This window comes from Comamonadaceae bacterium OTU4NAUVB1, from assembly GCA_024372625.1.
Lineage (GTDB): Bacteria > Pseudomonadota > Gammaproteobacteria > Burkholderiales > Burkholderiaceae_C > Variovorax.
The window spans coordinates 15,968-40,307 of record CP099604.1 but is presented as its reverse complement, the minus strand read 5'-3'; the positions used below and the strand labels follow the sequence as shown (position 1 = coordinate 40,307).

The window sequence follows — 24,340 nt, the reverse complement described above, 5'->3', positions numbered from 1 at the left end:
TCTTTCGAGCTCACGCCCAGACGGTGGCGCAGGTGCCTGGGGTTTTGACAACGCATGAGCGCACCTGAACGTACGCATGCCGCGAGAAAATGGATTCATGGTCCGGCGATATTTTCGCGGTCTGAATGCTGCGATCTCCTGAACGTTTGTCCGTCAACCATTAATAAGCCTGATGCCGATGAGCGTGATTGTCACCAATGCGCTGCCGCTGTCTCCTTGACGAAAAAATTGTCAGGAAATCGGAAAATTTTGCATTGAGTCGATTTGCAAGCATTCGTTTTATAGACAGGGCATTTCGAAGACTGCCGGCAACAGCAAGACAGAACAGGCGCAATGCCCCTTGTCGAAGGAGTTTGTGCCCGTGCGAGTGAGCGCGCGTCATCGGATCGCCTTCGACTTTGATGTGACGGACGTTTTCCGTGGCAGGGTCAGTCTTCTCGAACGCCATGTCGCGTTCTGGCATCCAGCTCGATTTCCAGCGATCCTTCGACGGCGACAGCCTGTCGTTGCCCGTTGGCGGCTCGATGTCGATCGACGCGGGCATGAGAGAAACTGCATCGCAGGGTGACGTTCGAACCGCATTTCCCGGTGGAGCGCGGTGTCCCGATGTGATGTTCGAGATGGTCCGTTCCATCATCGAAGGGGCAAGGGGCCATGCACGTTTGCTTGCGACGTCGTCTGCGCCGCTGCGGCGGCCCCGCGAGGAATAAGCAGATGCATCGGACCGGCCTGCGTGGTGGCGCTTCTTCGCCGCTACATCCCCCGAGGATCCCGTGCTGTTCCTGCATTTCGTCACATCGTCCTCCAGCAGGGTGCGTTTTGCGGCCATCAGCTTCTTGTCGGCCTGCATCGATGCACGATCGATCGCCTCCGTGGCGCCGTCGACCGTGGCGTGGCCGCTCGGGTCGGGCGCGTCCGCCGTCACCTGCAGGGGGTCTGGGTGCTCGACCATCGCCACTGGACAACGACTGCACAAGGGCTCGGCAGGCAAGCGCAGCCGTCCCCGACACCGAGGCCGTGCTGCGTGTACGAATCCGGATGGATCACGCCCGCCGGTGCGGTCGCGGCGGTCTCGATCGAGACGAGCAGGACGGTCACCTGTTGCCTTGCCTGGGGCATGAAGACTTTCTCTCTGGACTCGCGGTGGAGTCACCTGGGTGTTCCAGAATCCCATCCATGCAACGATTCACCATCTCGCTCGACGACGAGCTCGCTGCCCAGTTCGACAAATTGATCGCCAGCAAGGGCTACGTCAACCGGTCCGAGGCCGTGCGAGACCTCATCCGTACCGGCCTGGGTCGGGAGCGGCTGATCACGACAGATCCTGCAGCGCCACCCGCGTGGTGCGTCGCCAATGTCAGCTACGTCTACGATCACCACGAGCAGACCATCACCTCGCGCATGCTGGCCCTCCAACACGACCACCACGACCTGGTGATAACCAGCTCGCACACCCATCTGGATCACGATCACTGCTTGGAGACGGTGGTACTGCGCGGGCCGCTGGACCATGTTCGCGCGTGCGCCGAGCAACTGGTCGCCTTGCGCGGCATCCGGCACGGCAACGTTCATCTGGTACCACTGGCAGCAGCGGATTCAGCGCGCCACTCGCACGGTCATCTGCCGGTCCACGACCACTTCAAGCCCATCAACTGAGGCCCGTCGCCCCACACGGCGTACACCGAAGTGACATGCTCGTATGAATAATCCAGGATTCTTCTTACAAATCCTGAACTGCTTGTGCCATGACGCCATTGTTTCCACGGCTGCGCCGTCCGGTCCTGCTCGGCCTTTTTTGCGGCGGCGCGGCGCTCGCGCAGGAAAATCACCTGCCCGAAGTCGAAGTGCGTGGTCCGCGCGATGCGTCCATCGGCGCGGCCGACAGCGCCAGTGAAGGTGCGGTGGAGCGCGAGTCCTACCAGTCGCGACCCAAACTCCGGCCCGGCGACATCGTCGAGGCCGTGCCCGGCGTGGTGGCCACGCAGCACTCGGGCGACGGCAAGGCCAACCAGTACTTCTTGCGGGGTTTCAACCTCGACCATGGCACCGACTTCGCCGTGACGGTCGACGGCATGCCGGTCAACATGCCCACGCACGGGCACGGCCAGGGCTATGCCGACCTGAACTTCCTCATCCCCGAGCTCGTCTCGGGCGTGCGCTATCGCAAGGGACCGTACTTTGCCGAGGGCGGTGACTTCTCGCTGGCCGGCAGCGCGAACCTCGACTACTTCAGCGCGCTCGATGCGCCTTTCGCCGAGGTCACGCTGGGCAGCCATGATTTCCGGCGCCTGCTGGCTGCCGGATCGCGCACGCTGGACGATCGCACCTGGCTCGGCGCGATCGAGATCGAAGGCAAGGACGGTCCCTGGGACGTGGCGGAGAACCTGAGGAAGGTCAACGCCGTCCTGCGCTACTCGCAAGGCTCCCCCTCGCGGGGGTTCAGCATCACCGGCATGGCCTACAGGAGCCGTTGGACCTCCACCGACCAGGTACCCGAGCGGGCGATCGACAGCGGAGAACTGTCGCGCTTCGGCTCGTTGAACCCGAGCGATGGCGGCAAGACGCGGCGCCTCAGCCTGTCGGCCAAGTGGTTCGACAAGGGGCCGCAAGGCGACACCCAGGTCAGCCTGTATGCGATCAACTACCGCTTCGACCTGTTCTCTGACTTCACCTACTTCCTCAACAACCCGGTCAATGGCGACCAGTTCGAGCAGGTCGACCGGCGCAACGTGTTCGGCGCCCAGGCCTCGCACGCGGTGGCCAACAAGATCGCGGGACTCGAGGGTCTGCTGACCTTCGGCGGCCAGTGGCGCGGCGATCGCATCGGGCAGGTCGGTCTCTACAACACCCAGGAGCGCGAGCGCCTGTCCACCGTGCGCGACGACAAGGTGTCGCAGGATCTGTTTTCGGTCTACGGGCAGCAACTGGTCAACTTCAGCGACCGCTGGCGCGGCTACGTCGGCGTGCGTGGCGATGTGCTGCGCTACGACGTGCAAGGCCGGGAGGCGGTCTATGGCGCTGGCAACAGCGGTCGCGGAAGGGATTCGCTGGCGAGTCCCAAGCTGGGCATGGCGTACACCCTGACGCCCGCCCATGAGCTCTACCTGAACGCAGGCGTCGGTTTCCACAGCAACGATGTGCGCGGCGCCACGATCACCTTCGATCCGCAGTCGGGTCAGGCCGCCGAGCGGGTCCCGGCACTGGTCAAGGGTCGGGGATCGGAGCTGGGTTGGCGCTTCCAGCCCGACGAAACCCTCACCGCCACGCTGGCGCTGTGGCAGCTGAAGCTGGATTCCGAGCTCGTCTACATCGGTGATGCGGGATCGACCGAGCCAGGACGTGCCAGCAATCGCCGCGGCATCGAGGCGACCTTGCGCTGGAAGCTGGCGCGGTCCTGGCGCCTGGAGCTCGACGGCGCGCTCTCGCGGGCCCGCTTCCAAGGCAACGCACCGGAGGGGGAAGGCAACGACGTAGACAACGCCGTGGAGCGCGTGCTGGCCGCTGGCGTGACCTACGCCGAAGGGCCGTTGAGCGCGTCGGTGCGGCTGCGCTACCTCGGACCTCGTGCGCTGGACACCAACGACTCGGTCCGATCGCGCCCAGTCACGTTGCTCAACGTCGGCGCCCGCTATGCGGTGAACCGGCAGCTGACCTTGGGCCTGGATGTCTTCAATCTGGCCGGGCGCAAGGGCAACGACATCGAGTATTTCTACGCGTCGTGTACGGCACGCGAGGTCGCAAGCGGGACGTGCGGCGGTGGCATCGAGGGTCGACACATCCACCCGATGGAGCCGCGCACGGTGCGGGTCAGCGCACGTTGGAAATTCTGACGCCGATCAGAGCCGCCAACCCACGCTGGCAAAGACACCCCGACCGTCTCCAGGCGAAACGCTCCGAGGAGCCGCGGACGCATCAAGCATGAACCGTTTCGCGGTTGGCCGGGTTCTTCACTCGGACCTGCAGGTCGATAGTGCAAAAGCGCTGCTTCGGCTCGCGTCCGATGGTCGGGCACAACCGCATGCGTTCATCGGCCACCGCCATGCGCCACGGCCGGGGCCGCTGGTGAATCGACAAGACCTCCGCATCGCAGTTGGAAGCGTCGATCTCACCAACCGCGAGGACTTGGCTACCGATCGCCACCATGAAAGGCCTCTGGTGAATGAGGTCGCCGCCGCAGACGATGGTCACCTGCACGCGACCGAGCCTCGTTCCTCCCACGTGATTCCGACGACGACGTGCGACGGATCGCTTGTCGGCGCGGCGGCGGTCATGGCGCGTGCACGCAAGCGCACGCCGCGCGGCTCATGTCATTGAATGGCGGATGGAGAAAGCGCTCTGTCACGCCGGTTTCACGAACATGTAATAACTGAAAAATAAGATGAATTTTTCGGAGCTTTCCCTGGCGCCCGGAATGACCCCGCCCTTCGAGAACTTCATTCAAACACTGAAAAGGCATTCGCCATGCGCCCAGTTCATCGCTTTCGTTTTTTGCTTGCCAGCAGTGTGCTGGCCGCACTGGCTGCCTGCGGTGGGGGAGGCGACGACGACGTCGCGACCACGCCGCCGCCGGCGGTGGCCACCCCGAACGACGCGACGCGGCAGGCGCAATTCGCGACCGACTATGCCTCGGGTCTTGCCGCGCTCAACACCTATGGTGGCTTGACCAATTCGGCCTTCCTCGACAACTTCGATGAGGCCTTCCTCGACAACGGCTACTCAAAGGCGCAAGTGCGTGATGCCCTGTCGCAGGAGGCGGCTGCCCAGCTGCTGTTCCCGACGCAGCTGTCGTCTTTTCCGGCGGTCAGGTTGTCGGCCGTCACGATCGGCGCGTGCGACGCGGCCAACGTGTGCACGCTCAACGCCACGCTGACCAATTCCGATGTGGACACGACCGCCGTGGCTTTCGCCACGCGCGTGGTCTTCGTTGGCGGCAAGTTCCGACTCCTCGGCGACGGCAAGCAGGCTTGAGGCGCGCCGTTTCTTCACAGACGATCACGAGATTCCATTCATGAAGACTCCTTTTCCTTTGCGCGAATCGGCCGTTGCGGTGGTGGCGCTCGTCGCCATGGGCACCCTGGGCATGACCACGACCCGGGCCGCCGACCGCGCGGAGACCAAGGCCGGTGGCACGTATGTCACGGGCGACTTCCACAACCACACGACCTGCTCGGACGGTGCCCTGTCGGTGCAGAAGCTGGTCGACAAGTCGGTGAAGACCTTCGGCCTCGACTGGTTCGTCCAGGCCGATCATGGCGGCAGCAGCACACGCAACTGCACGCTGGCCGAAGATCCGTTCGAGCCGGTGCCGGCAGGGACGGGCTTGACCAGCAGCAGCACCGGACCTTATCCCCCCAACACGTACCCGAGCGGGGGTCAGCCCGCGATCACCGGCAAAGGCCCCAACCAGACCTGGGAAGCCACGTTGCCCAGCGGTCGCGCGGGCATCAAGGGGGACGGCACCGCCACCCCCAAGGCGATGTGGCGCTGGCAGGAAATCAAGGAGTTTCAGTACCCGGTCATCGAAGCGGAAAGTCGCGCGCGCAACAAGCCCATCTGGATCGGCCTGGAGCAGAACGCGCCGGGCCACGAGCATGTCTCCACCAACGTGCTTCCAGGGCAGCAACCCTGGCCATCGGCCGTCGCCGGCGGCAACGCGGCCCTGCAAGCGCAGTACGAATACTGCTTCGACCGCAGTGACGGCGACACCAGCCGTGGCGCGGAGAACCAATGGGACTGCAGCGTGGCGAGCAGCAACAACAACAGCCTGATCAACCCCACCGCCCGCAAGATCACTGGCAACAACAGTGCGGCCACCCCCAACCTGGGTCACCTCAAGACGGTCGAAGGCATCAAGTGGATGAACGAGAAGGCGCCCACGGCGAGCTATTTCGTGCCTGCTCACCTGGAGCGCGCGGGTGCTTACAACCCGACGGGCAGCAACGGCTTCAACATCGAGCACTTGCGCAATTTCAACAATGCGGCGCCGAAGATCGCTTTCGGTTTCGAATCGATGCCGGGCCACCAGGCGGAAGGCAATCGCGGCAGCTACGGAACGAGCGCGGTGGGCGGTGGCACCTTTGGCGGCACCGGCGTGTATGCAGCAGCGGTCGGCGGCGTGTGGGATGCGCTGCTGGGCGAAGGGCGCAACTGGTTTTTCTTCGCCAGCTCCGACTATCACAACCGCGGCAGCTTCGGTGCGGACCAGCGCGAGACCACGTCCGACTTCTTTCCCGGCGAGTACACCCGCGACCACGTGATGGTCCGCAAGGGCGCCAGCAACCTCACGGCCGAAGGCATCATCGAAGGCCTGCGCAGCGGCAACAGCTTCGTGGCCAACGGCCAGTTGATCGACCGTCTGTCGTTCACGGTCTGCGCTGCCAACCCGGGCCTGCCGCGCAGTGCGGGCAGCGCGCTGTACGAGAAAGCGGGGCAGAACGCCGCCGCGGCCAATGGCGATGTGCGCATCAACGGCTGCGCCACGATGGGTGAGAAGCTGGTGGTGCGTCCGGGCACCGACTTGGTGGTCACGGTGGCGCTGCGCGATCCGCAGGGCACCAACAACTCGCCCTACGGGTTTGCGAATCCTTCGCTCAAGCAGGTCAACATCACGCAGCCGCTCAACGCACCCGTGCTCGACCATGTGGACGTGATCAACGGGACGGTGACCGGCCTGGTCGACCCGGTCGACACGGCGAGCTACGCGGGCGCCCTGGGCTCGAAGGCGGCCACCAACGCCTCGGCCAAGGTCACCAAGGTGTTCAACGCCACGAACTGGACCGCTCAGCCGGACGGCACGCGGTCGATGAGCTATGTCGTTCCGGCCGCGAAGACCTCGCAGTACTTCCGCCTGCGCGGCAGCAACCTGCCTGCGGCCGTGCCATTCGAGACCGATGCGAACGGCAACCCGCTGCTCGACTTCATCTCCAATCCCTCCGATGGCACCCTGCCCGGCAAGATTCCCTGCAGCGACACCGCCTGCCCGGCGCACATGCGCACCCTCGCAGGTGTCAAGTACGCGAGCTATGACGTCGCCGGATGGGCCGACCTGTGGTTCTACAGCAACCCGGTGTTCGTCGAGGTCGTGAACACGACCCGGGTGGCGGGCATCAGGTAAGCAGACGAGGCGCGGTCCTTGACGGGCACGGTGGGCAGGCGATGCCCGCCGTGCCATTTCGCTACAGGTTGACCAAGGACCTTTGCTGCAACGATGGCTGAAGAAATGCCGAGCGCCACGACGGGTGCCATGGCCTCGCATGACACGTCCTTGCAGGGCAAGGCATGGGGTCGAGGCTCGCGAGTCCGGGCTGCCCACTGGCTCATGGCCTTGTCTGGCGCCGCCGCGCTGGCCTGGCAGATGGTCTGGACGGTGCAGCTGGGCGCTGCAGTGGGACACGAGATCGTGGCCGTGCTGGCCGTGCTGGCGGCCTTCTTCGGCGGCCTGGCACTCGGTGCGCAGTGGCTGGGCGCCGCGGTCGCGCGCAGCATGTGGCCGGGGCGCTGGTACGCCGGCTGCGAGGTCCTGCTGGCGTTCTGGGGGCTGAGCGTCACGCTCTCCATGCCCTTGCTCACCGGGGCCATGGCGCTTGTGATCGGGCCTGAACCATCGACGGCGTGGCACTGGACGGTCGCTTTCGTTTTCCCTTTCGTGCTGTTGTTGCCTGCAAGCGCGTCCATGGGGGCGACGTTGCCTGCGCTCGAGCGCCAACTCCGCGCCACGGGCCGTCGGCTCGGCGGGCTCTACGCCGCCAACACCGCCGGGGCGGTGTTCGGTCTGCTGATCGCGGTCTTCGTGGTCATTCCGCAGGGAGGCCTGCTGCGCACCGCCATCCTGTGCGCCGCCGCCAACTTCGGTTGCGCCGTGCTGGCTTGGTGGCTGTGGCGCAACGAGCCGGTGCCGCCACCCGGCGTGCGCGCTGCTGCGCCAGCACCGCGCGCTGCTCACGGCATCCCGCTCCTGCTGGCAGCCACCGGTCTGCTCGGCATTGGCTACGAGGTGCTTGCCATGCGCGTGCTCGGGCAGGTGACCGAAAGCACGGTCTACACCTATGCGCTGCTGCTGGCCGTCTACCTCACCGGCACGGCCATCGGTGCGGCGCTGTACCAGCGACAGGCTCATCGCCAACGAGACGCGCAGCGATGGCGCGACCGGCTGTTGCTGGCCCTGGCTTGCGCCGTCCTGCTCTCCGGTCTGTCGCTGGGATGGGCCGACGCACTGCGTGCGTTGCCCACGCGCTGGTGGGGGCCCGGCGCAGCAGGCGCATTGGCCGGTGAGGCACTGGCCGCCACGGCGGCCATGTGGGCGCCGACCCTGGTGATGGGCGCACTGTTCACCCACCTGTGCACCGAGGCGCAGTCCAGGGGCTGGCCGCTCGGCCGTGCCCTGGCGCTGAACACCGCGGGCGCTGCCATCGCACCCGCGCTGGTGGGCATCGGGCTGATCCCGCTGGTGGGGGCGCCCACCGGGCTGGCCGTCGTAGGGGCGGGTTATCTGTTGCTGCGGTCCCCGGCGCGCTGGCATCGCCCAGGGAGCCTGGGGGTCGCAGCGTTGGCCGGCACCGTGGCACTCTGGGGCGCGGACCTGCGTTTCATCGACGTGCCCGAGGGCGGCAAGATCCTCAGCTACAGCGACGGTGTCATGGCTGCCGTGAGCGTGGTGGCCGATGCGAATGGCGTGGCTCGTCTGCGCATCAACAACCGTGCGCAGGAAGGCAGCAGCGCCAGCGGCCAAATCGAATGGCGCCTGGCGCAACTGCCCCTGCTGCTTCACACGTCGCCTCCCCGGGAGGCCCTGTTCCTGGGTTTGGGAACCGGCTTCACGGCGGCGGCGGCGGCCCAGGAGCCGGGGCTGCAGGTGCATGCCGTCGAACTGCTGCCCGAAGTGATCGCCGCGTCGACGTGGTTTGCCAAGGCGTCGGCGGCGCCCGTGCCGTTGCGGCCGGTGCATGCCGTGGCGGGCGATGCGCGTCGCTTTGCACAGGCGTCCACCGCGAGCTACGACGTCATCGTGGCCGACCTGTTCCATCCGGCGCGCAGCGGGGCTGGCGCGCTCTACACCGAGGCGCAGTTCGCGGCGGTGCGCGCCCGCCTGGCTCCGGGTGGGGTTTTCTGCCAGTGGCTGGCGCTGCACCAGATGGACCTTGCGACCCTGCGCAGCATCGTGGCCGCCTTCGTTGCGGTCTATCCGGATGCGATCGCGGTGCTGGCGGGCAACAGCCTCGACACGCCGGTGCTCGGACTGATCGCACGGCCGGACGAGCCGACCCTTGACCTGGCGGCGGTGCGCGAGCGGCTCGGCCACAAAGGCAGTGCGTCGCGGCTCTCCGCTGCGCACCTCGAAGACGAATATGCGGTGGTCGGCAGCGTGATCGCCGGTCCGCTGGCACTGGCGCGTTTTTCCCAGGGTGCCATACCGAACACCGACGATCGACCGATCGTCGTGCACCAAGCACCGTGGACCACCTATGCGCCGCCGTCGGCGCCGCGCGCGCGGCTCCTGGACCTCCTGCAGGCGTTGCAGCCGCATGCCTACGAACTGCTGCGCGCACCATGGGGGGCGGACGCCGAGCGCATGCAGGCGTACTGGGACGCGCGGCGCCGCTACCTTCAACTGGGCGCCACGGTGCGTCCCAGCGCCCGCCCAGGGGAAATGCTGCAGCTCGTGCAGGCACCTTTGATGGCATTACTGCGCGACAGTCCCGAGTTCCGCCCCGCGTGCGAGCCGCTCGTGGCAATGGCCCATGCCCTGCGCGAAAGCGATCCGTCCCGCGCACGGACCATCCTGGCCGACCTCGAGCAGGTCGGCGCACGCTGCGTTGCCGCCGGGCCCGCTGCAGCCCCCCTGTCCATGCCCTGAGCACCCATCCATCAACCCGCCACTTTCACGTCCCGATCGACGACTGCTCCCATGCAAATTTTTCCTATCCTGCAGCGCGCTGCGCGCGAGCCGCTGCTGCACTTCTTGTGTCTCGGGTTGATCCTGTTCGGCGCTGACCATCTGATCAACGCCCGCCGCGATGACCCACAAACCATTACCGTGGGCACTGACGTGCAGAAAGAAGTGCGCGAGATCTTCGTGGCCGGCATGCAGCGCGAGCCGTCGGCGGGCGACATGAACAAGCTCGTGGGCCGCTGGGTCGACAACGAGATGCTTTACCGCGAAGGGCTTGCGCTCGGTCTGGACCGTGGCGACAGCACCATTCGCGAGCGGGTGATCTTCAAAGCCATGAGCATCGCGCGCGGCGGCATCAGCTTGCCAACGATCGATGAGCCAACCCTGCGCGCGTGGTTCGATGCGCGGCACGACCGCTATGACACGCCGACGCGCTACGACTTCATGGAAGCGATGGTGGTGGGAGACAGCACCCCGCTGGGGCTGGAGACGTTTGCCGCCGCCCTCAATGGCACGGCGAAGAGCGACACGCAAAGCGACCTGAGGATCTTCAGAGACCGCCCGCGCAACAATCTGGTCGAGAGTTATGGCCGTGATTTCGCCGAGCGCCTGGAGCGACTGCCGATGGGTCAGTGGCAAGCCGTTGCGAGCAGCGCGGGCATGCACGTGGTCCGGTTGGAAGCCGTCAAGCCCGGAGCGAAGGCCGAGTTCGATGCCATGAAGGACACCGTCCATCAGGACTGGAAGGACGACACGATGGCACAGCTCACTTCCGATGTCGTGCACGAGATGGCTCGCAAGTACGTCGTCCGCATCGAGGGTGCGACGCCATGAGCGCGGGATGGCGGCACGTGATGCGCCTGCTGCTGATGATGGCTCTCGGCTGGCACGCGGTCGATGCGGCGGCGCATGAAATGAGCATTGCCGAGATGACGGTGCGCGAGGTGGGTTCAGGGCAATTCGTCTGGTCGTGGGGCGCTCCGGGCAAGAGCAAGCCGATCGCCGAGGAACTCACCCCGAAATGGCCGCAGGGGTGCGTCGGCGATGCGCAGACCGTGCAGTGTCCCGGGCCCATGGTTGGCACGTTGTCCGTCGACGGGGTCGGCAAGGCGTATTCGGCCGCGCTGGTCACCATTCATTGGCGCAATGGCCAGCGCAGCGTCCACACCGTCAGCAGCGCGCAGCCCGATGTACAGCTTTTCGGCGCTGCCACGGACGAGCGGGGAGGACTCGAGCTGGCCAAGGTCTATGGCGTCCTGGGCGTCGAGCACATCCTCAGCGGCGTCGACCACCTGCTGTTCGTCGTTGGTCTGCTGTTTCTGGTGGGTTTGAACGCGCGGCTGGTGGCCACCATTTCGGCCTTCACGCTGGCGCACAGCCTCACCTTGGCGGCCAGTGCGCTCGGCTGGTTCACCCTGCGGTCCCCACCCGTGGAGGCCACCATCGCGTTGTCGATCGTGCTGGTGGCCGCCGAGGCGCTGCACGACCGGCAGACCTGGAGTCGTCGCTGGCCGGCGTTGGTCGCGTTCCTGTTCGGGCTGATTCACGGCTTGGGTTTCGCGGGTGCGCTCAAGGAGATCGGCTTGCCGCAGCAGAACGTTCCGCTGGCGCTGCTGAGCTTCAATCTGGGCGTTGAAGCCGGGCAGCTGATGGTGGTGGGACTGGCCTGGGCCGCGACGGTGCTGGTGCGGCGTTGGTCGCTCCCTCTGGCGCGTGCGGTGAAGCGGCCGGCGCTCTATGGCATTGGCGCGCTGGCAAGCTTCTGGACGCTCTCGCGCATCGTCGCGATCGCGGGCTGACCGCCGAGGGGATGCGCGATGACCTCCCAGGCGTCAAAAACCCACGTGTTCGACCTTTTTCCGACGCCGGTCATGCGCGTGGAAGCGTTCATCGACCTGGCACTGGTGGCAGGGCTGCACGCGCAGTTGGGTGCAGCGTGCTCGCAGGACAATCACCGCAGTGACGCGCTGACGCACAGCCGCCTGCTCGCGCCACAGGACGCCCCGTTGCTGCGCGAGGTGGCGCAGCGGCTGGACGGGCCATTGCGAGACTTCGGCGGACTGCTTTTTGGCGAAACGCTGCAGTGGCAGATCAAGGAGATGTGGCTCAATGCCATGCAGGCGGGCGGTCAGCAGGCGGTGCACAACCACGCAAACAGTTTTGTCTCCGGCGTCCTCTACTTGAGCGATTGCGAGCCGCAAAGCAACACCGCTTTTGTCCGCAGCTTGGGTGGGCGTGACTATGTGTTCAGCAACGCCAATCCACGCAGCACGACCGGCCCCTACAACGCCGAGCGATGGATCGGGCCGACGCCCTCGGCGGGCGACCTCGTCCTGTTCCCCAGCTACCTGTTGCACGAAGTGCCCGTCCATCGCGGCGCGACACGCACCACGCTCGCTTTCAACGCCATGCCGCACCGGCTCGATGCCTGGGGCTACACGATGTCGTTCGCGAGCTGAGTCACAGCGTTCTCTTTTTCCATGGCCTGTTCATGATCAATTCCCAGCACCTTCGTCGTTTTCTCTGCCGCACGCGCCATGCGCTCTTCCTCGCGTTCGCCATCGGACCCACGGTGGGTGCGTCGCACGAGTACTACGGCGGCGATTTCACGCTCGTTCACCCATGGGCTGATGCAACGGCGGCAGGCGAACTTGCCACCGCGCCGGTGTACTTCACCATGGAGTCGGTACGCAGCAAGGACCGTCTGGTGCGCGCCAGCACGCCACTGGCCGGCAGGGTCGAGTTCCGCAGCGGCAGCACGCCGTCGGCCAAGGCGTTGAAAGCCATCGAGATCGAGCCGGCCGACAAACTCGACTTCGGCAAAGACCGCCCGCACCTGGTGCTGCACGATCTGAAGGCGCCGCTGCAGTGGGGGCGCAGCTACGAAATGACACTGGTCTTCGAGAAGTCCGGACCCATCCAGGTCATGGTGTCAGTCGGTTCGCACTGAGCGTCTGCGGCCCTGGCTGTATTTCCCAAGGGCGTAGGGGATCGTGCGACTCAAGCGGTTCCCCATTGCGCCCACGCGCGCGGGTCGCGACGATCGTGACCGTGGTGGGGCGCTGGGGTCATCGACTTGTCAGCGGGCACCAGCGCTTGGACAGCGGTGGATTGGAAAGGAGCCGCGCTGCAGCGGAGCTTGTCGCCCACGGTGGAACAAGGTGCAAAGGCAGGCAAATCGCGCCTCTTTGAAGCCGACGACAGCATGGTCTGTCTTCGACAGCACGGCCAGTTGTGCTGTCGCCATGGGCTGTACCAGTGAAGTCCTGGACTAAAAGGCCCTTGTCCTCGAGGAGCATCGTGAGCTGTCGCCTGGTTTCAACGCTTTCGGTCGCCGCCATAAGATCCAGCATGGTGCACACGTCCATCATTCACATGATCAGGTCGGCCCCGGGCATCCGCAGACCAATGAAAAGGGGCCGATGAGAGATCCAGGGATCAACAATTTGCCTGTGCTTCGCTAACGCAGTGACTCTCGTGCAACGTGCTGCGAAAATTCGGTCGCGCTTCCACTGAAGGGCAAGTTGTTCATCGCATGCAATCTGCGCTGCAGGCTTGGATCGTCCAAGGCCGCAGAAATGGCGCGATTCACCCTTTCAACCAGTCCCCCAGGCATTCCAGCAGGTGCGAAGAAACCGAAGAGGGAATCGAGGTTGGCCTCTGGGTAGCCAAGCTCTGCCAGCGTAGGAACGTCTGGAAGCACTTTCAGGCGCTCTGGCGAACCCACTGCCAAAGCGACGAGGCGGCCCGCCGCAATGTCCTCGAGCTGTGCTTTGGCGACGTTGGTGGACAGCACCTCGAAGTGACCCGCGAGCGCATCTGTGAGTTGCTGACCTCCCCCTTTGTATGGGATGTGAATGATTTCGGTGCTGCTTGCATTGCGTATGCGGTCGAGCACCGTGTGGCCGGTCGTTCCCTCGCCGGTCGTCGCCCACCGAAGGCTGTTCGGCCGAGCGCGTGCCTGCTCGATCATTTGAGGGAAAGTGTTGGCGCGCAAACTTCGCGTGCCCACCACGAGCATCGGCGTGCGCATGACACCGGCCACGGGCACCGGCGCGCGGATTGCATTGCCATGCCTGCGCGCCGCACGCGCACTCAGCGCCAGCGCAGTAGCGGCAACGAAACACAGGCTGTGTCCGTCCGGTTCGCGTTGGCCGAGCAGGTTGAGCGCCAGCGTTCCGCTCGCGCCCGCCTGGTTCTGGACCACGACAGCAACGCCGAGTTGGCCAGCCAGGAGCGCGCCCAGCATGCGAGCCACCTGATCGCTGATGCCGCCCGGTGGATAGGCCACCGTGATCTGGATGGGTTGCCGGGGCCAGGGCGTCGGCACCGGTGTCGAAGCGCCGAGCAGGTGTGGAAGCGCGACCGCCAACGGCAGCACGGCCAGGGACCGGCGATGCTGAGACGTGGAGGCGGTACCGGCGACCATCCGGTCAGGCACGGTAATCGACAGCAAGCTCTCGCACCAACGCGATGAATGTGGCCGCGGGTCCGTTGCAATCGGCTTCCCGATAGACGATGGTGAGGGGCGATTCCAGTTGCGAAGCGTCCTCGAAACGCCGGTACTTCACAGCATGGGCATGCACGCCTCGCATGGAGGACGGAACCATCGAGAGGCCAACTCCGGCTGCAACCAGGTTGAGGCCCGTCATCATGCGTTCGACTTCGACCGCTGGCTCCACATGCACCCCGGCGCGGACGCATGCCATGAGCAGGTTGGCGTACAGGCCAGGCGCTCCAGGCCGGCGCACGAGGATGAGCGGTTCGCCCTCGAGCTCTTTCAGTGCCACGCGCGCCGTTTCATCTGCTGCGAGCCGATGATCCATGGGTATGGCAAGGACCGATTCTTCGGTGAGCACCGGCTCGAAGGCGATGCCAGCAGGGCGTGCCACGGGTACGCGCAAAAAACCGCAGTCGAGGCGCGATGACAGAACGGCGTCAGTGATCTCCGCGGCGTTTTTCTCGCTGACATCGATCTGGATGTCGGGGTGGAGATTGCGACACTGACGAAGGCAAGCCGGTGTGAAAGCGTGTGCTGCCGCAGAGGTGGTGAAAGCAACCGAAATGCGACCGCGCTTGCCCTGAACAAAGGCCACCATCCGCTCCTGCATGGCTGAGAACTCTTTCAGCGAACGCTCGGCCTCGACCTGCAGAACCCGGCCCGCGCTGGTGAGTGCCACGCCTTTGGGGTGACGAATGAACAGTGCCGTGCCGAGTGCAGTCTCCAGCGCGCGAATCTGCTGGGACAAAGGCGGCTGCTGCATGCCGAGGGTCTCAGCGGCCCGTGTGATGTGTCCAGATTCCGCCACCGCAAGAAAGTACCGAAGGTGACGGATCTCTATATTCATTTCGTATGCAGCCGAGATCTTAAACATCTTTGCCATCTTCCCCAGGTGTTCCCAAAATCGACCGCATACCTAAAGAAGGAGACATGGAATGAAAGTACGTTCTGATTCGGTCGGCTTGGCTGTGGTTGCGCTGTTGGCGCTCTCGGCGTGCGGCGGTGGCTCTGACGAGACTGTGCAAGGTCCTGCGCCCGCCAGCGCGTCTACCCCTGCGCAGCCCGTGCCAGCGCCACCTGCCGCCCCGATACCTGGGTCGACCGAGGCAGCGCCCAAACCAGTGGCCTGTCCCGAGGCAGTGCCTGCCACCGCGGGCTGTCTGGCAGGCGTCGATTCGAAGGGTGCCTACTATCTGATTGCAAAGCCGGCAGTCTGGAACGGCCGGCTCGTGCTGCACGCCCACGGTGGCCCCAGCCTGGATGCACCGACGGCAGAACGGGCGACGGAGGACCTCACGCGCTGGGCGGTGATGGTCGATGCAGGTTATGCATGGGCCGGTTCCACCTTCCGCCAAGGCGGCGTCGAAGTGACGGCCGCCGCCGAAGACACCGAGCGGCTCAGAGGCATCTTCCGCCAGCATGTCGGCAAGCCGACGCGCACGATTCTTCATGGGCAGTCATGGGGTGCTGGCGTTGCCGTGAAGGCAGCTGAGATGTTTACTGCCGAGACCGTGGGCGAGCAGCCGTACGACGGCGTGCTTCTCTCGAGTGGCGTGCTGGCTGGCGGTACCCGCTCCTACGATTTCCGAACCGACCTTCGCGCGGTATATCAATACCTGTGCAACAACCATCCACGGCCCACGGAGACGCCGTACGCACTCAACCTGGGCCTGCCTGGCGATCGCACGATGACCCAGGCGGACCTCACATCGCGCGTCAATGAATGTCTCGCGCTCAACAAGGCAGTTGGGGATCGCACCCCGGAACAGCAGGCACGGGTGCAGACGATCGAGAAGGTGATCAGGATCCCGTCGAGCGCGATCCAGTCGCATTTGAACTGGGGAACGTTTCACTTCCAGGACATCACGAGCAAGCGTACGGGCGGGGCGAGCCCCTTTGGCAACACAGGCGTTGCCTATGTGGGATCAAGCAACGACGTCGCCTTGAACGCTGGGGTCGCGCGGTATGCCGCAGATCCCGCGGCATACCGGCGTTTCTCCGCCGACAGCGATCCGACCGGCAGGATTCCCGTGCCGGTGCTCACGGTCAAATGGATCAGCGATCCGACGGCCTTCGTCGAACTGGATTCACACTTCAAGTCTGTCATGCAGCAAGGCGGCAGCGGCGATCGCCTGGTGCAGACCTTCACAACCAGCGGTACCCACAGCTACATCAGCGGGCCTACGTATCCCACCTTGGTCTCGGCCTTGCTGGGCTGGGTGGAGCAGGGCAACAAGCCAACACCTGCAAGCATCGCTGCGGCATGCCCTGCCAATGAAGCCCGTTTTGGGATGGGTTGCTCTTTCGCATCCGGCTACACGCCCGGTGCGCTTGAGACACGCGTGCCGACCCGTGAGCGTCCACAGTAGCCGCGCGTTCGCAGTTGGTCCGTCTGGCCGGTTCGAACACGGTTCTCAAGCTCGCTCCCGCCGTATCACTTGCGGTGCTGGCCCGTCCAGCCGCCGATGGCGATATCAGGAGAGTCGATGGTCCCGGTGCAGCTTCGGGTAGTGGTCAAGTTGCGTTCGGATTCGACTTCCATCACTCTCATTGGCCGGGAGAGCCGACCGATGTCGGCGACCCTGGCTGGGCGAAGCCCCCTGAAACGCCGACCGCGGCAGCGCGGTACGTCGGCGCGGAGGTCGATATGCCGTCCCATACGACCGACGAGGCCGCGTTACCGCCGAACACGGCACCGGCGTGGCCAGCCGCGAGCGGTGTAACGTCGGTCACGGCAGCGGCGCGATTGATCACTGTGCCGTCGGTGGCGGTAATGGCCGTGGCCTTGTAGCTGAAGCTGGCCGCGACCATGCCGGTCGCGTTGAAGAGCACCACCGCGTCGCTCTGGCCAAGACCCGGTCCGCCCGCCGCCACGACCGGGAAGGTCGCGGGCAGGCCCCAGGCGTTGAGGAAAGCAGTGCTGTCGGCATCCGCCACGACCACGACGCGCGCGCCGGCGGGGATGGTGATGTTGGGCAGCGCGACGCTCGCCGCGTCGGTGGTGCTGGCCGAGTCGTCGTCCCATTTCCAGCCGATCAGGTTGGCAGTGGTGGCGCCGTAGTTGTAGATCTCGAAGAAGTCGGGACCGGCTGCAGCGTTGGAGTTGACCTCGGTGATGAACAACATGGGCGCCGGGCTCGCCGCGGTGCCTTCGGTGCTGAAGTTGAGCGTGGTGCTGTCCGTGATCCCCGCGAAAGCGTTGCCGGCGGCATCGACCAAGGCACCGGGGGAGATCTGCACGGCATACGGGGAGCCGGCAGCCAGGTCGAGCGCCGGATTGAGGGTGATGGTCGCGCCGCTGATGATGATCTGGGAGGTATCGACCACGTTGATCACCCGCGTGTCATTCGAGCCATTGGTGACGGTGACGGTGCCCGTGCCGGCGCGTACGGGTTCGCTGAAGGTCAGCGACAGGTTGGCGCCCAGCGCGACGCCGGCGGCGTTGTCGACCGGTGTCGAACGCTGCAGCACCGGCGCGGTGGTGTCGGGCACGCTGGTAAAGCTCAGTGCGCCGTTGACCGCCATGGCCGCCACGCCGGTAGCGTCCTTGAAGACGCCGGCGGCGTACTGCACGCGGTAGGTAATGCCGGGGCTCAGGTCGGCCGTGGGATTGATCCTGACGGTGCTGCCGGTGATGCTTACCTGGGTGGCGTCGGTGACGGCAATGGTGCGGGTGTCGCCGTTGCCACCCGTCAGGATGATGTTGCCGGCACCTGCAGCCACGGCGCCGGTGAAGGTCAGGTACAGGTTGCTGGACAGGCCCACCTGTGCGGCCGATCGGGTGGGGGTGTAGACCCACAACTGTGGCAACAGCTGACTGCCGCCACCGGCTTCGTTGGTGACGTACAGGTTGAGCTGTTTGTCCAAGGTGATGCCTTCGTGCCCCAGGTTCAGCGGCGCGTTGGGCAGATCGAGGCGGCCGTAGACCCTGCCGGTGCGGTCGACCTTCAGGATGCGACCGTTTTCCTGACCGAGCACCATCAGATGCAGATGGTCCGGCGCGGAGGGCGCCAGCGTGTTGGACAGGGCATGCACGTCGGCGATGTCGTCCAGGGCCATCAGCGCGGGCTCGAACAGGTTGGTCGAATCGACAGTGGTGGCCGAGCCGTTGGTGGCGGTCTGCGCCGTGAAGTCGATCCCGGTCTGGAAGATGCCCTGCGGGGTCATTTCCTTCACGAAGATGTAGCCGCCCGTCGCTGGGTCGCGCGTGACGCCCTCCAAGCCAATGTTGCCCACCGTGGTGCCGAGCTTGACGGTGCGCACACTGGCAGCGCTTAGCGTGGTGCCAGCCGTGTAGGTGAACAGGTTGGCAGTGCGCTCGCGCTCGTTCGCTACCACGAAGGTGTTGCCACCGGCCCACGTAAGACCCTCCGGGTCGCCGAACAGGCCAGCGGGCAGGTTCATCGTGTCGATGACCGTGCCGGCTTTTGAAAGCTGGGTGATGTAGGTGCCTTCGTCGCCGACGATGAAAAGGCTGTCGGTGGCCTCGCTGTAGGTGACGGCCGAGACTTCCGCCGCGATCTGGTTGGCTCCGGGCGCACCGTTGATCGGCAGGGTCACCCGGCTCGTCAGCGTGTAGTTGGCAAGGTCCAGACTCTCCTGTGGCGAGACGAAGGACAGCGCCGGCACGCCGAGGGGCACCGCAGCGACGGCGCCGGTCGTCGGAGGCGTGACCGGTGTCGTCACGGCCGGCGAGGTCGGCGTTGTCGCGGCCACGGCGTCGTCTTCCCCCCCGCCACAGGCGGTGACGGCGAACGCGGCGCCGAGTAACAACGCCCTCAGACTAAGGTGCCCGAGGGCGGCGGGAGATGGACGGTCGGTGAAAGGCGTTCGCATGGCGGTGTCGATGTCTGGCAACGTTGCAGGGTAGGAGCAAACGGTGTCTTCGCCGTGACATCCCCTGGTGACCGGTCCGAGCGCGAAACGACCTTCACTCGATCAGCGCCCTGTCGTCCTGATTAGATGCTGCGCAGGTTGATCCGCTTCGACAGGGCTTCCGCGTTTTCCCGCCGCTCGCTGTAGCGGTCCACCAGGTAATCCGCGCAGTCGCGCGTGAGCAGCGTGAATTTCACCAACTCCTCCATCACGTCCACCACCCGCTCGTAGTACGGCGAGGGCTTCATGCGCCCGTCCTCCTCGAACTCCAGGAATGCCTTGGCCACGGACGACTGGTTGGGGATCGTGATCATTCGCATCCAGCGCCCGAGCACGCGCATCTGGTTGACGGCGTTGAAGGACTGCGAGCCGCCTGAGACCTCCATCACCGCCAGCGTCTTGCCTTGCGTGGGTCGCACCGAGCCGATTGCCAGGGGAATCCAGTCGATCTGCGCCTTGAGGATTCCCGTCATCGCGCCGTGGCGCTCCGGGGATGTCCACACCATGCCCTCAGCCCACTGCGCGAGGTCGCGCAATTCCCGCACCTTCGGATGGTCCTCCGGTGCGGCGTCAGGCATTGGTAGGCCGCTCGGGTCGTAGATGCGCGTTTCGCACCCCAAGGCCTGCAGCAGGCGGGCCGCTTCCTCGGTCAGCAGCCGGCTGTAGCTCCGCTCGCGCAAGGACCCGTAGAGCAGCAGGATGCGCGGCGGGTGGGTTGTCCGTGCCTTGGGATGCAAGCGCTGAAGGTCGGGCTGGTGAAACTGCCCAGCATCGACGTTGGGCAGGTCGGACGGGTCACGGCCTGGCGACACGCTGACCTTTCTCATCGATCACGGCTTCACCGTCTTCCTTGGTGAGCGGGCCTCGCTGCAGCGCCGGCAAGAGGTCGAGCACCGCTTCGGATGGCCGGCACAGTCGGGTGCCGACGGGTGTTACCACGATCGGCCGGTTCATGAGGATGGGATGCTGCAGCATGAAGTCAATAAGCTGCTCGTCCCTCCACCTTGGATCGCTCAGGCCGAGCTCGTCATAGGGCGTGCCCTTCTGACGTAGCAACTCGCGCACAGGCACACCCATGTCCGCGATGAGTTGATTCAGCGTCGCGCGGTCGGGTGGCGTCTTCAGGTACTCGACGACAGCAGGTTCCTCGCCAGTGTTGCGGATCAGCGCGAGCACGTTGCGCGAGGTCCCGCAGTCGGGGTTGTGATAGATCGTGATGTCGCTCATGTCGGTTCCAGCGTTGTGAAGTCGGACCTCGCTCAGCCCACGCTCAGTCGGATCGCCAGCGCGGCCAAGGTAATGGCGAGGACGGGCACGGTCAGCACGATGCCCACCTTGAAGTACGCACCCCAGGCGATGGTGATGCCCTTCTTCGAGAGCACATGCAACCACAGCAGCGTGGCGAGGCTGCCAATGGGCGTGATCTTTGGGCCGAGGTCGCAGCCGATCACGTTGGCGTAGATCATCGCTTCCTTGACGGCACCGGTCGCGCCGGACGCATCGATGGACAGCGCGCCGATCAACACGGTGGGCATGTTGTTCATGACCGACGAGAGGAGGGCCGTCAGGAAACCCGTGCCCAGGGCGGCTCCCCAGACACCGCTTCGGGCGAAGACGTCGAGCAGGGACGCGAGCTGATCGGTCAGGCCGGCGTTGCGCAGGCCATAGACCACCAGGTACATGCCCAGCGAAAAAATGACGATCTGCCAGGGCGCGCCCTTGAGCACCTTGCGGGTGTCGATGGCCGGGCCGCTCGCCGCGACCGCCAGCAACACCACCGCACCCACCGCAGCGACGGCGCTCACCGGCACGCCCAGCGGCTCCAGGCCGAAGAAGCCCACCAGCAGCAACCCGAGCACCACCCAACCGGCCTTGAATGTGGCCGGATCGCGGATGGCATCCTTGGGGGCTCTGAGTTGCGCCATGTCGTAGCGCGCCGGAATGTCACGGCGGAAGTACAGCAGCAGGACGACCAGGCTGGCCACCACCGAGGCGATGTTCACCGGCACCATGACAGAGGCGTAGTCGGCGAAGCCGATCTCGAAAAAGTCGGCCGAGACGATGTTGACAAGGTTGGAGACGATCAGCGGCAGGCTGGCGGTGTCGGCGATGAAGCCCGCCGCCATCACGAAAGCGAGCGTCGCGGCAGGTGAGAACCCCAGAGCGATCAGCATCGCAAGCACGATCGGCGTGAGGATCAGTGCAGCGCCGTCGTTGGCGAACAGGGCCGACACCACCGCACCCAGCAGCACGATACAGGCGAAAAGGCCTCGGCCGGTGCTTCGGCCCCAGCGCGCGACGTGCAGGGCGGCCCATTCGAAGAACCCCACCTCGTCCAGCAGCAGGCTGATGACGATCACGGCAATGAAAGCCGCCGTGGCGTTCCAGACGATATGCCACACCACCGCGATATCGGCGACCTGCACGACCCCCGTCAGCAGCGCCAGCACGGCACCCAGCGATGCGCTCCAGCCGATGCCTAGGCCACGCGGCTGCCAGACGACCAGCACCAGGGTGACTATGAAGATCAGAAGCGCCGTCAGCATGGGCATGTCGTGGCGGGAAAAGATGAAGCGAAGCCGTCAGCAGTCGCAAGCCAAGGGCCCGCCATCCACCGCACAGGCCTCGCCTTGGCAGCAGTTCTCAGTGAGGTAGCCAAGCAGCGCGTTCATCTGGTCGAACGATGCCCGATAGACGAGATAGCGCCCCTGGCGCTCCTGAGAGGCCAAGCCTGCGTTCGTCAATTCCTTGAGGTGGAAAGACAAGCTGGTTGCTGGCAAGTCCAGGGCTCCACTGAGCGCACCGGGCGTCACGCCTTCTCGACCGGCCACGACCAGGGCGCGGAACACGCGCAGGCGGCTGGCCTGGGCCAGCGCTGCCAGCGACCTCACAACGGTTTCTTCTTCCATAATTCAATTATTGTTGAATTGTCGCATAAAAGTAAGCTAGTGGGGAAACGAGCGTCGAGTAATGCGGGCGCAGATTTTGATCATTGGAACGTGAAACGGGTTGAGCGTGATACGCGGCTCAGGAGGTTTGGGCCCATTTTGGAGTTGGCATCTATACATGGATGGAAGATATGCTCAATCCATGAAGACTTGCCGCAAGGACCCTTGAAAATCCGATGAAGGCCCTGTCGCGTGCGTCTGCGGCTGCAGATTAAGGGAGGGCCCAATAAGCCGCATTGGCATCGCAACTGGACGACGCCGAGACGGCCACCGAGAACCTGAGCGAAATGAAGACCGCGCTGGAAGGGTTGCTGGTCGAATGGGCACCGGAACGGCGCGCGACGTGTGGTGTGATTATGACGATCGATCACCAGGGCCGCATCGACGTCCGGCGTGGCCTTATGCGGCCAGAGGACCGCAAGGCCCACGTCCAGAGCTTGAAGGAGGCCGGCCAGCCCGTCCCCGCCAGCCTGCAAGGTGCCGACGCGGCCAAGGGTGAACGCGCTGTGCATTCCGCGCGCCTGATGCTGGACCTCAGGGCCTATCGCACGGCGGCCCTGCAAGCCGCGCTGGCCCGCGACACCCATGTGGCCTTCGCCCTGGTCGTGCAACGGCTGGTTCGCAGCCGATGTGGTGGCGCGGCTGCGAGGACAGTAGATTGCAGATCGACAGGCAGCACCTGAATTCGGAGCCAATGGCGGTATCAGCGCGCCGCTCGGAACAGGCAGCGCCTGTGGTGCTACAGACGTGGGAGGCGTGATGCTCACGCCCCCCAGTAATTGACTCGATGGTGCAAGCTCAACCACTTGAATGGATGGCAGCGTAGTCACAGGGGCCGTCGGGCCAGGGTGTCAATACCTCGAAGCCATCGGCTGTTACAGCCACCATGTGTTCCCACTGCGCTGACAGAGACCGGTCCTTGGTCACCACGGTCCAGCCATCGGCCAGGGTCTTGGTCTCGCGCCGGCCCGCATTCAGCATGGGCTCAATTGTGAAAACCATGCCAGGCTCAAGCAGCAGGCCCTCACCACGACGGCCATAGTGAAGCACCTGGAGGTCTTCGTGATAGATCTGGCCGATGCCGTGACCACAGAACTCGCGCACCACGGCGAAGTTCTCACGGTTTGCGATGGCTTGGATGGCATAACCGATGTCGCCAAGCGTCGCGCCCGGACGCACCTGTCGAATGCCCGCCACCAGAGCCTCGTAAGTCGTTGCCACCAACCGACGCGCCAAGATGCCGGGCTTGCCGACGAAGTACATCCGGCTCGTGTCGCCGAACCAGCCGTCTTTGATCACTGCAACGTCGATGTTGACGATGTCCCCGTCCTTAAGAATCTTGTCAGGAGATGGAATGCCGTGGCACACCACTTGATTGACTGACGTGAGGATCGTTTTGGGGTAGCCGAGATAGCCAAGGTTGGCGGGGATCGCACCTTGAACATTGACGATGTGGTCGTGACAGATGCGATCAAGCTCCTCGGTGCTGACGCCCGGCTTGACGTGCGGTGCCACCACGCTGAGCACTTCTGCAGCCAACCGGCCTGCAGTGCGGGAGAGTGCGATCTGTGCGGGTGTTTTTACAACGACCTTGCTGTTCATCATTGAACGCCTGTTGACGCGTGCATAGGCGCTTTCGCAAGATCCACCAGCGATTCCAGATCGAAGCCGCCTGACTGCTCTGCACGGATCAGAAGCAAACTGATGTCGCGATGGTTGAGGTCCGGGTGGAGCTCGGACAACATGCCCACGCGCATCCAGTGTTCTGCTTGTGCATTGATTGAACGGCTCAGTGCGTTGCCGGCAGTGCGCAGATTGGCGTGCATGAGGTCTGAAATCTTGACGATGCCCATTGAACGTGCTTTATATGAAACATGTATGAATCATATATAAAAATGATTGCGAGATGGATTGACTATGAAATCTATAAACGGTCGGTCCATGAGCACGCGGGCCGAGGCTGGAATCGATTCGTTGGTGAAGGTCAGCCGGGCGCAGTGGATGCTGGCCGAGGAATTGCGCCGTCTGAAGGCCTGATGAGGCATCGGCCCAAACTGCGCTGCAACCAGACTGCATGCGAGTTTTTCACGGACGCGGAACCCCAATGATCCTCACACCACAGCGCCT

General features: G+C 64.7%; 22 protein-coding genes. 11 read left to right on the top strand and 11 right to left on the bottom strand.

Annotated features, from left to right (window positions below):
- Positions 1 to 160: 160 nt before the first annotated feature.
- Positions 161 to 925, bottom strand: coding sequence for a hypothetical protein (locus tag NF681_02340; protein ID UST52777.1), 765 nt, complete (start codon positions 923 to 925; stop codon positions 161 to 163).
- A gap of 251 nt (positions 926 to 1,176) precedes the next feature.
- On the opposite strand from NF681_02340, the gene nikR reads away from it, so the two are divergent.
- Both nikR and NF681_02330 read left to right on the top strand, forming a co-directional pair.
- Positions 1,177 to 1,656 (top strand): nickel-responsive transcriptional regulator NikR, encoded by a 480-nt coding sequence (gene nikR, locus NF681_02335; protein ID UST52776.1) that lies wholly within the window; start codon positions 1,177 to 1,179, stop codon positions 1,654 to 1,656.
- An 89-nt stretch (positions 1,657 to 1,745) separates the two neighbouring features.
- Positions 1,746 to 3,830, top strand: a complete 2,085-nt coding sequence (locus tag NF681_02330; GenBank protein ID UST52775.1) for a TonB-dependent receptor — start codon at positions 1,746 to 1,748, stop codon at positions 3,828 to 3,830.
- Between the two features lie 82 nt (positions 3,831 to 3,912).
- Here NF681_02330 and NF681_02325 read toward each other — a convergent pair whose 3' ends face one another.
- Positions 3,913 to 4,194 carry a hypothetical protein gene (locus NF681_02325; protein ID UST52774.1) on the bottom strand — a complete coding sequence of 94 codons (282 nt, stop codon included), beginning with the start codon at positions 4,192 to 4,194 and terminating at the stop codon, positions 3,913 to 3,915.
- 267 nt (positions 4,195 to 4,461) lie between these two features.
- On the opposite strand from NF681_02325, the gene NF681_02320 reads away from it, so the two are divergent.
- The 7 genes from NF681_02320 to NF681_02290 all read left to right on the top strand — a co-directional run bounded on the left by NF681_02320 (position 4,462) and on the right by NF681_02290 (position 12,839).
- Positions 4,462 to 4,968 carry a hypothetical protein gene (locus NF681_02320; protein ID UST52773.1) on the top strand — a complete coding sequence of 169 codons (507 nt, stop codon included), beginning with the start codon at positions 4,462 to 4,464 and terminating at the stop codon, positions 4,966 to 4,968.
- Positions 4,969 to 5,008: 40 nt separating this feature from the next.
- Positions 5,009 to 7,114, top strand: a complete 2,106-nt coding sequence (locus NF681_02315) for a hypothetical protein (protein ID UST52772.1) — start codon at positions 5,009 to 5,011, stop codon at positions 7,112 to 7,114.
- A 129-nt stretch (positions 7,115 to 7,243) separates the two neighbouring features.
- Complete coding sequence (locus NF681_02310) at positions 7,244 to 9,853, top strand: spermidine synthase (GenBank protein UST52771.1); 2,610 nt, start codon at positions 7,244 to 7,246, stop codon at positions 9,851 to 9,853.
- Positions 9,854 to 9,904: 51 nt separating this feature from the next.
- Positions 9,905 to 10,723 carry a peptidylprolyl isomerase gene (locus NF681_02305; protein ID UST52770.1) on the top strand — a complete coding sequence of 273 codons (819 nt, stop codon included), beginning with the start codon at positions 9,905 to 9,907 and terminating at the stop codon, positions 10,721 to 10,723.
- 20 nt (positions 10,724 to 10,743) lie between these two features.
- A complete protein-coding gene (locus NF681_02300; GenBank protein ID UST52769.1) occupies positions 10,744 to 11,688 on the top strand; it encodes a HupE/UreJ family protein in 945 nt (314 codons plus the stop codon).
- Positions 11,689 to 11,706: 18 nt separating this feature from the next.
- Entirely contained in the window at positions 11,707 to 12,348 is a 642-nt protein-coding gene (locus tag NF681_02295; GenBank protein UST52768.1) for a 2OG-Fe(II) oxygenase family protein, read from the top strand.
- Positions 12,349 to 12,380: 32 nt separating this feature from the next.
- Positions 12,381 to 12,839, top strand: a complete 459-nt coding sequence (locus NF681_02290) for a copper chaperone PCu(A)C (GenBank protein UST52767.1) — start codon at positions 12,381 to 12,383, stop codon at positions 12,837 to 12,839.
- 510 nt (positions 12,840 to 13,349) lie between these two features.
- Here the strand turns inward: NF681_02290 and NF681_02285 are convergent.
- Positions 13,350 to 14,345, bottom strand: coding sequence for a tripartite tricarboxylate transporter substrate binding protein (locus tag NF681_02285; GenBank protein ID UST52766.1), 996 nt, complete (start codon positions 14,343 to 14,345; stop codon positions 13,350 to 13,352).
- Positions 14,323 to 15,231, bottom strand: a complete 909-nt coding sequence (locus NF681_02280) for a LysR substrate-binding domain-containing protein (protein ID UST52892.1) — start codon at positions 15,229 to 15,231, stop codon at positions 14,323 to 14,325. The genes NF681_02285 and NF681_02280 overlap by 23 nt, the downstream gene beginning before the upstream one ends.
- Positions 15,232 to 15,325: 94 nt before the next feature.
- On the opposite strand from NF681_02280, the gene NF681_02275 reads away from it, so the two are divergent.
- Positions 15,326 to 16,759, top strand: coding sequence for a hypothetical protein (locus tag NF681_02275; GenBank protein UST52765.1), 1,434 nt, complete (start codon positions 15,326 to 15,328; stop codon positions 16,757 to 16,759).
- Between the two features lie 178 nt (positions 16,760 to 16,937).
- Here the strand turns inward: NF681_02275 and NF681_02270 are convergent, their stop codons facing one another.
- The 5 genes from NF681_02270 to NF681_02250 form a co-directional block, all read right to left on the bottom strand.
- Positions 16,938 to 19,247, bottom strand: coding sequence for an SdiA-regulated domain-containing protein (locus tag NF681_02270; GenBank protein ID UST52764.1), 2,310 nt, complete (start codon positions 19,245 to 19,247; stop codon positions 16,938 to 16,940).
- A 101-nt stretch (positions 19,248 to 19,348) separates the two neighbouring features.
- Complete coding sequence (arsH, locus tag NF681_02265; GenBank protein ID UST52763.1) at positions 19,349 to 20,092, bottom strand: arsenical resistance protein ArsH; 744 nt, start codon at positions 20,090 to 20,092, stop codon at positions 19,349 to 19,351.
- Complete coding sequence (gene arsC, locus NF681_02260) at positions 20,061 to 20,492, bottom strand: arsenate reductase (glutaredoxin) (GenBank protein UST52762.1); 432 nt, start codon at positions 20,490 to 20,492, stop codon at positions 20,061 to 20,063. Before arsC ends, arsH begins: the two co-directional genes overlap by 32 nt.
- Positions 20,493 to 20,524: 32 nt before the next feature.
- On the bottom strand, positions 20,525 to 21,811 hold the full coding sequence (locus NF681_02255) for an arsenic transporter (GenBank protein ID UST52761.1): 1,287 nt from the start codon (positions 21,809 to 21,811) through the stop codon (positions 20,525 to 20,527).
- Between the two features lie 36 nt (positions 21,812 to 21,847).
- Positions 21,848 to 22,174 (bottom strand): helix-turn-helix domain-containing protein, encoded by a 327-nt coding sequence (locus NF681_02250; protein ID UST52760.1) that lies wholly within the window; start codon positions 22,172 to 22,174, stop codon positions 21,848 to 21,850.
- A 275-nt stretch (positions 22,175 to 22,449) separates the two neighbouring features.
- On the opposite strand from NF681_02250, the gene NF681_02245 reads away from it, so the two are divergent.
- Positions 22,450 to 22,896 (top strand): hypothetical protein, encoded by a 447-nt coding sequence (locus tag NF681_02245; GenBank protein ID UST52759.1) that lies wholly within the window; start codon positions 22,450 to 22,452, stop codon positions 22,894 to 22,896.
- Positions 22,897 to 23,011: 115 nt separating this feature from the next.
- Here NF681_02245 and map read toward each other — a convergent pair whose 3' ends face one another.
- Both map and NF681_02235 read right to left on the bottom strand, forming a co-directional pair.
- Entirely contained in the window at positions 23,012 to 23,815 is an 804-nt protein-coding gene (gene map, locus NF681_02240; protein UST52758.1) for a type I methionyl aminopeptidase, read from the bottom strand.
- A complete protein-coding gene (locus tag NF681_02235; protein UST52757.1) occupies positions 23,815 to 24,066 on the bottom strand; it encodes a ParD-like family protein in 252 nt (83 codons plus the stop codon). The genes map and NF681_02235 overlap by 1 nt, the downstream gene beginning before the upstream one ends.
- Between the last annotated feature and the right edge of the window lie 274 nt (positions 24,067 to 24,340).